The 12,060-nt window shown below is 60.9% G+C and carries 12 protein-coding genes; 3 read left to right on the top strand and 9 right to left on the bottom strand.

All coding sequences use genetic code 11. From position 1 onward, the window contains the following. The first annotated feature begins 37 nt into the window (after positions 1-37). Positions 38-766 carry a DUF4253 domain-containing protein gene (locus tag IF204_RS14140; RefSeq protein ID WP_194097736.1) on the top strand — a complete coding sequence of 243 codons (729 nt, stop codon included), beginning with the start codon at positions 38-40 and terminating at the stop codon, positions 764-766. Positions 767-782: 16 nt separating this feature from the next. Further along, a complete protein-coding gene (locus IF204_RS14135; RefSeq protein ID WP_194097735.1) occupies positions 783-1,628 on the top strand; it encodes an SDR family oxidoreductase in 846 nt (281 codons plus the stop codon). Here the strand turns inward: IF204_RS14135 and dxs are convergent. The 6 genes from dxs to IF204_RS14105 are packed head-to-tail and all read right to left on the bottom strand — an operon-like array spanning position 1,625 to position 6,778. Continuing rightward, positions 1,625-3,550: a 1-deoxy-D-xylulose-5-phosphate synthase gene (dxs, locus tag IF204_RS14130; protein ID WP_194097734.1), complete on the bottom strand. Its 1,926-nt coding sequence runs from the start codon at positions 3,548-3,550 to the stop codon at positions 1,625-1,627. The genes IF204_RS14135 and dxs overlap by 4 nt on opposite strands. 7 nt (positions 3,551-3,557) lie before the next feature. Next, on the bottom strand, positions 3,558-4,361 hold the full coding sequence (locus tag IF204_RS14125) for a polyprenyl synthetase family protein (RefSeq protein WP_228069509.1): 804 nt from the start codon (positions 4,359-4,361) through the stop codon (positions 3,558-3,560). 53 nt (positions 4,362-4,414) lie between these two features. Beyond that, complete coding sequence (locus tag IF204_RS14120) at positions 4,415-4,657, bottom strand: exodeoxyribonuclease VII small subunit (protein ID WP_167636429.1); 243 nt, start codon at positions 4,655-4,657, stop codon at positions 4,415-4,417. Continuing rightward, positions 4,654-5,580: a histone deacetylase family protein gene (locus IF204_RS14115; protein ID WP_194097732.1), complete on the bottom strand. Its 927-nt coding sequence runs from the start codon at positions 5,578-5,580 to the stop codon at positions 4,654-4,656. The genes IF204_RS14120 and IF204_RS14115 overlap by 4 nt, the downstream gene beginning before the upstream one ends. 2 nt (positions 5,581-5,582) lie before the next feature. Further along, the gene (locus IF204_RS14110) at positions 5,583-6,284 is read right to left on the bottom strand and encodes a response regulator (RefSeq protein ID WP_194097731.1); all 702 of its coding nucleotides are present in this window, start codon (positions 6,282-6,284) and stop codon (positions 5,583-5,585) included. Beyond that, complete coding sequence (locus tag IF204_RS14105; RefSeq protein WP_194097730.1) at positions 6,281-6,778, bottom strand: MarR family winged helix-turn-helix transcriptional regulator; 498 nt, start codon at positions 6,776-6,778, stop codon at positions 6,281-6,283. Before IF204_RS14105 ends, IF204_RS14110 begins: the two co-directional genes overlap by 4 nt. Before the next feature lie 145 nt (positions 6,779-6,923). Between IF204_RS14105 and IF204_RS14100 the strand changes: the two genes are divergently transcribed. Further along, positions 6,924-7,790, top strand: coding sequence for a branched-chain amino acid aminotransferase (locus IF204_RS14100; protein WP_194097729.1), 867 nt, complete (start codon positions 6,924-6,926; stop codon positions 7,788-7,790). A 45-nt stretch (positions 7,791-7,835) separates the two neighbouring features. Here the strand turns inward: IF204_RS14100 and IF204_RS14095 are convergent, their stop codons facing one another. The 3 genes from IF204_RS14095 to IF204_RS14085 form a co-directional block, all read right to left on the bottom strand. After that, positions 7,836-8,759, bottom strand: coding sequence for a DMT family transporter (locus IF204_RS14095; protein WP_194097728.1), 924 nt, complete (start codon positions 8,757-8,759; stop codon positions 7,836-7,838). Positions 8,760-8,875: 116 nt separating this feature from the next. After that, the gene (locus IF204_RS14090) at positions 8,876-9,661 is read right to left on the bottom strand and encodes an FAD binding domain-containing protein (RefSeq protein ID WP_194097727.1); all 786 of its coding nucleotides are present in this window, start codon (positions 9,659-9,661) and stop codon (positions 8,876-8,878) included. Positions 9,662-9,675: 14 nt separating this feature from the next. Continuing rightward, positions 9,676-12,039: a xanthine dehydrogenase family protein molybdopterin-binding subunit gene (locus IF204_RS14085; protein ID WP_194097726.1), complete on the bottom strand. Its 2,364-nt coding sequence runs from the start codon at positions 12,037-12,039 to the stop codon at positions 9,676-9,678. Positions 12,040-12,060: the final 21 nt, after the last annotated feature.

Raw genomic sequence — 12,060 nt, 5'->3', positions numbered from 1 at the left:
TGATGGCAGAACGCGCCAAACAACTCCGATAGACCGAATGAACCTGCTCAAACGCCTCCTGCGAGAAAAGAAGCGGCCCGCGCTGTATTACGACCAGACGCAGCACGTCGGGCCGGTAAAGACGCCATTTCCGTTGATTGAATGCAGCGGCACGGATGCGCAGGCGGTCATCGCCAAGGAAGCCAACAACCGCGAGCACACGCCGATCATCCTAGGCTCGCTGCGCTCGCTGGAGATGCTCAACGATCTGCCGTCCAAACGGTCGGTGGCCGAGGTCCTGTCGGCCGCGAACAAGTTCGATTTCGATAGCTGGTTCGCAGAGGCGAAGCGCGAGCAGCCACCGCGCGAAGACATCGCCATCACGCCGCGCCACGAACCGCTCGACGCCATTCAGATCGCTGCGCAGAACCCGCTGACCCAGAAGCCCGCGAACACGGTCTACATTGGCCTGATCCCGACCTCCGACCCGACAGAGGTACCCGCGCATTTCGACGCTGGCGGCTGGAACGAATTCCCTGTGAGCGAGGTGCACGTCGCCCTCATGCGCCGCTGGCGTGACCGCTACGGCGCGCGGCTCATCGGGCATCAGTTCGACACGCTCGTTTTCCACGTCCAGCGCCCACCGACCACAGCCGAGGACGCGCTGAAGCTGGCGGAAGAGCACTACGCCTACTGCCCCGACCGCGTCGATCAAGGCAGTGACAGCCTCGACGCGCTTGCATGTTGGCTGCTCAAAAACCCATCTTGGTATTTCTGGTGGGACTAAGCTGAAAGGAGCTCCGATGCCGACCCTTCTCTCGTTTGGCCACGGCTATTCCGCGCAAGCGCTGACGGACATTCTACCGGAAGATTGGCGCGTCATCGGCACGACTCGCAAGGCCGAGAAAATCGAAACGCTCAAGGCTCAGGGCGTCGAGCCGGTTATCTGGCCAGGATCGGACCTGACCGCCGCGCTGGATGACGCCACACACCTACTGATCTCTGCTGCTCCTTCCGAGGATGGCGACCCCGTGCTGAACGAACTCCGTGACGAGATCGCGAAGCGACGCGATCAGTTTGCGTGGGTCGGTTACCTTTCCACCACTGGCGTTTACGGCGATCACAATGGTGACTGGGTGGACGAGAGTGCCGATTTGACCCCCGCCACCAAGCGCGGCCAGCTGCGCGTGATGGCCGAAACTGATTGGCGCAGCATGGATGTGCCGCTTCACATTTTCCGGCTCGCAGGCATCTACGGTCCGGGGCGGGGTCCGTTTTCCAAAGTTCGTAGTGGTTCAGCTCGCAGAATTATCAAAAAAGAACAGGTTTTCAGCCGGACACATGTCGAAGACATCGCGCAGGTTCTGCTGGCTTCGATCAACCGTCCGAACCCCGGTACTGCCTACAACGTCTGTGACGACGATCCCGCTCCGCCCGAAGACGTCATTGCATACGCCGCCGAATTGCTTGGAATGCCAATCCCTCCTGCCGAGGATTTCGAGACGGCGGAAATGACCCCGATGGCGCGGTCGTTTTATGCCGAAAGCAAGAAAGTGCGGAACGACCGGATCAAGGACGAGCTTGGCGTCGTCCTCATATATCCGGACTATCGTGCTGGCCTTGACGATCTGTTGAAGCGGGAAGGTTAAGCCCGCTTCGCCACGCTCGCGACGCCCAGAACTTCGAGCACTTTGGTTTCGATATCTTCCGCGTTCAGACCAGCGGTCGCGTACATATCGCGCGGGCTGGCGTGGTCAATGAAGGTATCGGGCAGCACCATGCTGCGGAACTTGAGGCCGTGATCGAACACGCCTTCGTCCGCGAGCAGTTGCGCGACATGGCTTCCGAAACCACCGACAGCGCCCTCTTCAATCGTGATCAGCGCATCGTGCTTCGCGACGAGATCAAGGATCAGGTCGCGGTCCAGCGGCTTGGCAAAACGGGCGTCCGCTACGGTCGGCGTGATACCCTTGGCGTTCAGCGCTTCGACGGCCTGCATGACTTCCTGCAGACGGGTGCCAAACGACAGGATCGCAACGCCGGAGCCTTCGACGATCATGCGCCCTTTACCAATTTCGAGCGGCTCTGCGTTCTCAGGGATCTCGACACCGACGCCTTCGCCGCGCGGAAAGCGAAAAGCGATCGGGCCTTCGTCATGGTGCGCAGCGGTGACAACCATACGGGTCAGTTCGGCCTCGTCGGCGGCGGCCATGACGACCATACCCGGCAGATTCGCCATGAACGCGATGTCGTAAGAACCGGCGTGGGTCGCACCGTCAGCGCCAACCAGACCGGCGCGGTCGATGGCAAAGCGGACGGGCAGACGCTGGATCGCGACGTCGTGGACGACCTGATCGTAACCACGCTGAAGGAAGGTCGAGTAGATGGCGCAGAATGGCTTCATCCCGCCAGCCGCGAGACCGGCAGAGAACGTCACCGCGTGCTGTTCGGCAATGCCCACGTCGAAGCAACGCGAGGTGTAGCGCTCCATGAATTTCTTGAGGCCGGTGCCGTCCGGCATGGCAGCGGTAATTGCGCAGATCTTGCTGTCCTTCGCGGCCTCTTTCATCAACGCCTCGGCAAAGACGTTGGTATAGCTCGGCGCATTCGACGGCGCTTTGTGCTGCTTACCGCTCGGCACATCGAATTTGGCCGTAGCGTGGCCCTTGTCACGCGCGGACTCAGCGGGGGCGTAGCCCTTGCCCTTTTTGGTAATCGCGTGGATCAGAACAGGGCCATCGGCGCGTGCTTTCACGGTGCGCAGGACAGACAGCAGTTGGTCCATGTCGTGACCGTCGATCGGACCGATGTAGGAGAACCCAAGTTCTTCGAACATCGTACCGCCAATGGCCATGTGCTTGAGCATGTCCTTGGCGCGCTTGGCACCTTCGCGGAACGGCTCTGGCAGCAGGCTGACCGCGCCTTTGGCGGCGGACCGCAGGTCCTGAAACGGCTCGCCTGTGTAAAGGCGCGAGAGGTAGGACGACAGCGCGCCGGTCGGCTCCGCAATCGACATCTCGTTGTCGTTCAGGATGACGATCATCCGCTTGTCGAGGTGACCAGCGTTGTTCATCGCCTCGAACGCCATACCGGCGGACATCGAGCCGTCACCGATGACGGCAATTGCGTCGCCAACACCTTCGGGCGTCACACCGCCAAGGTCACGCGCCACGGCAAAGCCCAGCGCGGCAGAAATCGACGTCGACGAGTGGCCCGCGCCGAATGCGTCGTACGGGCTCTCGGAGCGTTTGGTAAAACCGGACAGGCCGTCTTTGGTACGCAGCGTACGGATGCGATCACGGCGACCCGTGAGGATCTTGTGCGGGTAACACTGGTGCGAGACGTCCCAGATAATCTTGTCCTTGGGCGCATCGAACACAGCGTGCAGCGCGACCGTGAGTTCGACCACTCCGAGGCCGGCACCAAGGTGACCACCCGTTTCCGATACCGCGCTGATCGTTTCGATGCGCAGTTCGTCGGCCAGACGGCGCAATTCGGCATCGCTCATGCGGTGCAGATCGGCAGGGCTTTGGACCTTGTCCAGCGTCGGAGTGATCGGTCGGTCGGTCATTGTCGTCTCACTTGTCGCGGGCGATCACGAAACGTGCAGCCTCACGGAGGGTTTCCGCGCTTTCACCATAAGTAGATAGGGCATCGCAAGCCTCGGTCACGAGATCAGCGGCGCGACGCTTTGCTGCATCGAGGCCAAGCAACGAAACAAATGTCGCTTTGCCAGCATTCGCGTCTTTGCCCACGGCCTTTCCTACGGTCGCTGCATCACCTGTTACGTCCAGAACATCGTCCCAGATCTGAAATGCCAGACCGAGAGCGTCGCCATATGTGCGCAGCGGCGTGATATCAGCACCGGCCATGCGAGCGCCAGCGGTGGCAGACCACGTGATCAGTGCGCCGGTCTTGCCTGCTTGCAGGCGGGTAATCTCTTCGAGCGTCAACGGGGTGGCAGCGGTTTCGGCAGCAATATCGCGCGCCTGGCCACCCACCATACCGCGCACACCAGCGGCGCGGGCAAAGCTGCGGATCAGGTCGATGCGGAGCTCGGCCTCGCAGCTGGTCTCGGACAGCAGCAGAAACCCGAGCGATTGCAGAGCATCGCCAGCAAGGACAGCCGTCGCCTCGTCCCACTTGCAGTGCACGGTCGGCTGTCCGCGGCGCAGGTCGTCGTCGTCCATGCAGGGCATGTCGTCGTGGACCAGCGAATAGGCGTGGACGCACTCGATCGCGGCAGCGGCTTTGGATGCGTTCATCACGCCGTGCAGCAGCGCGCTTTCGATCACGAGAAATGCACGCAAGCCCTTACCGCCGCGCACGGCGTAGCGCATGGCTTCGGCAACGGGCAGATCAATGTCTTTGAGCGCCAGCATGATTTCGGCCTCGGCCGCATCACGGGCGCGGAGCAGCGCGGACTGGAAGTCCATTAGCCGGCGTCCAGCGGAGCCGTTCCGGTCGGTGCTCCGTCAGCGTTCAGAGTAATCTTGGCGACCTTCTCTTCGGCTTCTTTCAGCTTGGTTTCGCAACGGGCTTTGAGCTTGGCACCGCGTTCGTAAAGCGTGATCGACTCCTCAAGCGCCACGTCACCGCGCTCGAGGCGGTTCACGACGTTTTCGAGTTCCTTCATCGCTTCTTCGAAGCTCATCTCTTCAACGGGCTTTTCGGTCATCGACCTCGTTCCTCCAGTACCTTCACATGCGCCGCAGCCGAGGCAGCCAGCGCGTCGAGGTTATAGCCCCCTTCGAGGACAGATACCACGCGCCCCTGACAGCATTTGTCGGCCACATCGACAAGTCGTTCAGTGACCCATGTATAGTCTTCGGTCTCGAACGCCAGTTCTGCCAGTGGATCATCCTTATGTGCATCGAATCCGGCGGAAATCAGCAGAAGTTGCGGATTGAAGGCTTCAAGCTGCGGGAACACCTGCTCCTCATAGACTTTGCGGAACTGGTCCGAAGATGCCTGCGGCGGGAAAGCGATGTTGACGATATTGCCAGCCTGCCCGCGATCCGACGGCTCGCCCGATCCGGGCCAGAGCGGAACCTGCTGTGAAGTGACGACCAGAATGCGCGGGTCGTTTTCACACAGCGCTTGGGTGCCGTTGCCGTGGTGAACGTCAAAATCTACAATCGCCACGCGGTCCAGCCCGTGAAAATCGAGCGCATGTTTCGCTGCGATAGAGACGTTTCCGAACAGGCAGAACCCCATCGGCGCGTCGGCCAAAGCGTGGTGACCCGGCGGGCGGGTCGCAACGAATGCGTTCTTCACTTCATCGCCCAGCACCAGATCGACGGCCTTCACTGCACCACCTGCCGCACGCCACGCCGCATTCACCGACCCGAAGGACATATGCGTGTCCTCATCGAGCTGCTGGAAACCGACGGTCGGCTCTTTCGCGCGGATTTCGTCGATGTATCCCTGCGGATGGCAGCGCAACAAATCGTCCTCGGCCGCGAGCGGCGCCTTGTACTGCTTGAGGTCGATATCCTTCAGCGCGTCGAGCACATAGGTCAGACGGGCGACCTGCTCGGGATGGCCCGATGGCGTCACATGTTCGAGGCAATCGGGGTGGGTCAGAAGTGCAGTGGTCATAATCAGTCCGGTTGAAGCATGTAGCCGGAGCCACGTACCGTTTGTAAATATCGTGGTTGTTTAGGATCTGTTTCGATCTTGCGGCGGAGGCGCGTAATCTGCACGTCCACGGCGCGTTCCTGCGTTTGCTGGCCGGAACGGCTCAGCTCTTCGACCAACTGCGAGCGGGTCAGTGCCTCGCCCGGACTGGTCGAGAAAATCCGCATCAATTGGCTTTCGGTCGCGGTCAGACGGATGAGATCCTCACCATTCCACAACTCGCCTCGCTCCACGTCGTAACGAAACGGGCCAAGCATCAGAGATTTCGGCAATGTCGGCTTCACCTGAACCTGCGGAACACGGCGCAGGATCGCGTTGATCCGCAACAGCAGTTCCTTGGGTTCGAACGGTTTAGCGAGGTAATCGTCCGCACCAGCCTCAAGCCCCGCGATACGATCAGAGGTCTCACCCTTCGCAGTCAACAGCATGATCGGCGTCGAGATGCGTTGGCGCAACTCGCGGCACAGCGTCATCCCATCTTCGTCGGGCATCATCACGTCGAGAACGATCAGGTCGAAATCCAATCCGGCCAGCAGACGGCGCGCGTGCGCAGCGTCCCGCGCGGTACTGACAAGATAGCCGTTACGGATCAGGAATTTCTGTAAAAGCGAGCGGATACGCTCGTCATCATCTACGATCAGAAGGTGAGCGTCGTCAGCACTCATGTAGTCTTGTCCCTTAGCGCTTCGTATTGGCGCCTGATATCTTCGTCCATCATGGCCTCCAGAACCTGCCGGAACCCCGCCACTGCGGAGGGTCCTGCGGCCTTGTATGCCATACGCATGCGGTCCCGTTGGGCCTCGGTCAATTCGCGCTCGAGCACCGACCCCGTTTCGGTCAGATACAGATGTCGTTCGCGTTTGTCTTCAGGCCCTACCCTGCTCTCGACTAGACCGTCCTCGATCAAAGTGCGCAACACACGATTGAGGGACTGTTTTGTAACACCAAGAATTGAAAGGAGATTATTCACCGTCGTTCCGGGGCTGCGGTGGATGAAGTGGACGGCGCGGTGATGCGCGCGGCCATATCCTTTCTCCTGCAGAATGCGGTCCGGATCAGCAGTAAACCCCCGATATGCAAAGAACATCGCCTCGATCCCTTTGCGGAGTTGTTCGTCCGTCAGGAAAAGGAGAGACTGGCTGCTTGGCGTTTCGTTCATTTTTGCATCCCCAATGGTTCATCGCAGGATAAGTCAGCCTTGTTGACACTCCAACCCCAGACTGCTAGCGAATTCCGGAATTTGCGCAACAAAAAGACCTACAGGGCCGGTTACGCGAAACATTCTGTACCGGAAGGGGAATATCATGGCGGGTTACGACGATCGTGACGGCAAAATCTGGATGGACGGCAAGCTCGTCGAATGGCGTGATGCGAACGTCCACATCCTGACCCACGCACTCCATTACGCAAGCTCCGTTTTCGAGGGCGAGCGCGCCTATAACGGCAAGATTTTCAAGAGCGTAGAGCACTCCGAGCGTCTGCTGAAGTCGGGCGAACTTCTCGACATGCCGATCCCCTACTCGGTCGAAGAAATCGAAGCCGCGAAGAAGGCCGTGCTCGATGCCAACGGCCTGACCGACGCTTACGTGCGCGTTGTCGCATGGCGCGGCGCGGGTGAGGACATGGGCGTTGCTTCGGCAAAGAATCCGGTTCGCATGGCTGTCGCTGCGTGGACTTGGGGCGCCTACTACGGCGACGCCAAGATGAAGGGTGCGAAGCTCGACATCGCAAAGTGGAAGCGTCCGTCGCCCGAAACCATCCCGACCGCAGCGAAAGCCGCCGGTCTTTACATGATCTGCACCATGTCGAAGCACGCTGCCGAAGCCAAAGGCTGCTCGGACGCGCTGTTCCTCGATTACCGTGGCTACGTCGCCGAGGCGACCGGCGCGAACATCTTCTTCGTCAAGGACGGTGAAGTTCACACCCCGATCCCGGATGCGATCCTGAACGGCATCACCCGCCAGACCGTCATCCAGATGCTGAAGGACAAGGGCATTACCGTCCACGAACGCCGCATCCAGCTCGAAGAGCTCGCTGATTTCGAACAGTGCTGGCTCACCGGTACTGCGGCCGAGGTGACTCCGGTCGGTCAGATCGGCGATTACACCTTCACCGTGGGCGACATCACCCGCAGTATCGCCGAAGACTACGAAGCGCTCGTTCGCAAGTAAGTCAAAGCGGATAGGTTTGATGAGGGCGCCCTAGTGGCGCCCTTTTTATTTGCCGCCCGGCGATACGGCCTTGCGGCCCTTCGTGCGTTCTAGGCCAAGCTGACGTTCACGCAGGATAATGACGATGCCCGCCGCGATGACGATGCCCGCACCGGCAAGCGTCGACGGCAACGGCACTTCGGCAAAGAAGAAGAACCCGATTCCAACCGAGAAGATCATCGACGCGTAGTCGAACGGCGCCACCAGCGACGCGTCACCGAGGCGATAGCTGCTCGTCAGCAGGATCTGCCCCACACCGCCAAGAAGGCCGGCCGTGACGAGCACGAACCATTCGGTAGGCGTCGGCATCGACCACCCCCAGTAGATCGTGACGAGCGACAGCAGAGTCGCGGTGATCGAGAACCAGAACACGATGGACGACGTGGTTTCGGTCTTCGTCATCTTGCGGATGAAAACCTGCGCTAGCGCCGCGCAGACCGCACTGGTCAGCGCCAGCATCGCGCCCAGCGCGTGGCCAGTTGCCATGCCTTCCTCACCGACCGATAGGCGCGGAGCCATGACGACCATGACCCCGATGAGGCCCACGGCGACAGAGGCAAAGCGGAACAGGCGCACCTGCTCGTTCAGGAACATGGCAGCGAAAATAACGATGAAGATCGGGGTGGCGTAGCCTACCGCCGTCACCTCGGGCAGCGGCAGATAGCGGAGCGCGGCAAAGCCGAGCCCCATCGCGGTTGTGCCGATGATCCCGCGCCAGAAATGGTTCATGACGCTCTCGGTCTTGAAACCGGTCGACAGCTCTTTCCGCATGGCGAGCCAGCCGATGATGATCGGCAGCGCAAAGAAGGATCGAAAGAATACCGCCTCACCTGCCGGAATATGGCTGGAGGTCGATTTGATAAGCGCCTGCATGGTCACAAAGACCGCAACAGCGCCGAGTTTGAATAGGATGGCTTGTAATGGCTGCATGGAAACCTGCTTTCACAGGTTGCTTAGGTCAAAGCCTCAGCCGGAGCTACAACAGAAAGCGCACAACCGCCCCTGCATGATGGTGGTCGGGCCGATGGGCGGCCCGACCGGCTATTTTACTGGCAAGCGGCGACAGCGCGCTTGGTCAGAACCTTGATCAGGTGGGCGCGGTATTCCGCGTCGCCGTGCAGGTCAGTCATCAGACCGTCCGCCGATGCGGTCAGGCCGTCCACTGCGTCCGGCGAGAAGTTGCCCGAAAGGGCGTCCTCAGCGTCCGACCAACGGAACACGCCGTCTTCGGACGCGCCGGTTACTGCAACGCGCACCCCGTCCGCGTGCTTAGCGACGAAAACGCCGACCAGAGCAAAGCGGGACGCGGGCTGGACGAACTTCTGATAGTTCGCGGCCTGCGGGATCGGGAAACGGACGGAAGTGATGATTTCGCCTTCGTCGAGCGCTGTGGTGAACAGACCCTGGAAGTAGTCATCTGCCGCGATCTCGCGCGAGTTGGTCACGATCGTGGCGTTCGAGGCCAGCGCCGCCGACGGGTAGCAAGCCGACGGGTCGTTGTTGGCAAGCGAACCGCCGATGGTGCCGCGGTTGCGAACAGCAGGGTCGCCGATGTTCGAAGCCAAAGCAGCGAGCGCCGGATAGGCCCCACCCTCGGAAGCAACGGTCCCATGCGTGGTGCCGCCGCCGATGACGAGGGTGTCGCCGTCCTGACAGACGCCTTTCATATCCTCGATGCCGGCAAGGCTGACCAGAGCCGACGGCGCAGCAAGGCGCTGCTTAAGCGTCGGGATCAGGGTCTGCCCACCGCCCAGCGCCTGTGCGTCCTCTTGGGACAGCGCCGCAACGGCTTCGTCGACGGTCTTCGGACGGGTTACGTCGAATGCGTACATGTGTCGTCCTCCTCTCAGGCGTTCATGGCTTTCCAGACGCGGTGAGGCGTCAGTGGCATGTCGATATGGGGCACGTTCTTGCCACCTGAGGCAAGCGCGTCGATGACGGCGTTCACCACGGCAGGCGGAGAACCGATCGCACCGGCTTCACCGCAGCCCTTCACACCCAGCGGGTTGTGGGTACAGGGCGTCGCGCAGGAATGGTCCACGATGTAGAACGGCAGATCATCCGCACGCGGCATCGCGTAGTCCATGTAGGATGCCGAAAGCAGCTGGCCTTCGGCATCATAGACCGCACCTTCCAGCATGGCCTGACCAATGCCCTGAGCGATACCGCCGTGGACTTGGCCTTCGACAATCATCGGGTTCACAACGTTGCCGAAGTCGTCGGCTGCCGCGAACTTGGCGATGGTCACCTTGCCGGTGTCCGGATCCACTTCGACTTCGCAGGCATAGGCGCCCGACGGGTAGGTGAAGTTGGCCGGATCGTAGAACGCGGTTTCTTCCAGACCCGGCTCGATGTCTTCGAGCGGGTAGTTGTGCGGAACGTAAGCCGCGAGGGTAACGTCACCCCATGCGCATTCCTTGTCCGTACCGGCCACGCTGAACTTACCGTCCTTCAGCTCGATATCCGCTTCGGATGCTTCGAGCAGGTGGGCGGCGATCTTCTTTGCCTTGTTGATAACCTTCTCTGCCGCGCGGACCATGGCCGAGCCGCAGACCGCCAGCGAGCGGGACCCGTAGGTGCCCATGCCGAACGGGATCTTCGACGTGTCACCGTGAACGATGTCCACTTGGCTTTCGTCGATGCCGATCATCTCTGCGATGACCTGCGGGAAGGTCGTCTCGTGGCCCTGACCGTGGCTGTGCGCACCGACCATGACGCTGATCGAACCGGTCGCGTTCACACGGACGGTTGCGGCGTCATAAAGACCGGCGCGAGCGCCGAGCTGACCCACGAGATTCGACGGCGCGATACCGCAAGCCTCGATGTAGCAGTTCACGCCGAGACCGCGCCATTTGCCCTTCGCCTCGGACTCTTTGCGGCGCGCTTCGAAGCCGGAGAGGTCCATGATCTCTTCGAGCTTGTCCATCGTCGCGGTGTAGTCGCCGGTGTCATACTCGACAGCGACCGGAGTCGCGTAAGGGAACTCCGAGATGAAGTTCTGACGACGCAGTGCAATCGGATCGACGCCCAGTTCGCGGGCGGCTTTGTCGATCACACGCTCCAGCTGGAAGGTCGCTTCCGGACGGCCTGCACCGCGGTAAGCGTCGACCGGTACCGTGTTGGTGAACACGGCTTTGACGTTCACGTAGATCAGCGGGGTCTTGTAGTTACCCGCCATCAACGTGCCGTGCAGCCACGTCGGAACCGAAGGTGCGAAGGTGGACAGGTAAGCGCCCATGTTCGCGTAGGTTTCCGTGCGGACTGCGGTGAAGTTGTTGTCCGCATCGAGCGCCAGTTCGATCTTGGTCACGTGGTCGCGGCCATGAGCGTCCGACATGAACGCTTCGGAACGGGTCGAGGTCCATTTGACCGGACGGCGCAGCGCGCGCGACGCGAACGTTACGAAAGCTTCTTCGGCGTAGTGGAAGATCTTGGTACCGAAACCACCGCCGACGTCAGGCGCGACGACGCGCAGCTTGTGCTCCGGGATATTCAGAACGAAAGCACCCATCAGCAGGCGGATGACGTGCGGGTTCTGCGAAGTGGTGTAGAGCGTCGACTCGTCGTTGGCGAAACCATAGTCACCCACGGCAACGCGCGGCTCCATCGGGTTTGCGACCAGACGGTTGTTGACCAGCTCCAGCGTGGTGACGTGGGCGGCGTTCTTGATCGCCTCGTCGACGGCAGCCTTGTTATCCTCGACGAAGCCCCAGTCGTAGCAGAGGTTCGACTTCAGATCGTCGTGCACCTTCGGCGCACCTTCGGCCAGCGCCTCTTTCATGTTCACGACGGCCGGCAGTTCGTCGATGTCCACCATGATGGCTTCGGCAGCATCACGGGCCTGCTCTTTGGTCTCGGCCACAACAGCGGCGATCGGGTCGCCGACGTGGCGCACCTTGCCCTGCGCGAGAACGGGGTGAGCCGGTTCCTGCATGGCTTCACCAAAACGGTCTGTCACCTGCCATCCGCACGGAATGCTGCCAACGGCCTCGAAGTCCGCGCCGGTGAAAATGCGGACAACGCCCGGCATGTTTTCGGCTTCGGATGTATCGATGGAATTAATGGTGCCGTGTGCCACGTCCGAACGGACGAAATGGACGTAAGCCTGGCCCTGTAGATTGATGTCGTCGGTATAACGACCGGTGCCGGTCAGAAACCGGACGTCTTCGCGCCGCTTGCTGCTAGCGCCGATACCATGATCCTTTGGCATCTTGTCCTCCCTGGAAAATCG

The sequence above is a fragment of the Marivivens aquimaris genome (assembly GCF_015220045.1).
GTDB classification, from domain to species: domain Bacteria; phylum Pseudomonadota; class Alphaproteobacteria; order Rhodobacterales; family Rhodobacteraceae; genus Marivivens; species Marivivens aquimaris.
This window is presented reverse-complemented; position numbering and strand designations above follow the sequence as displayed.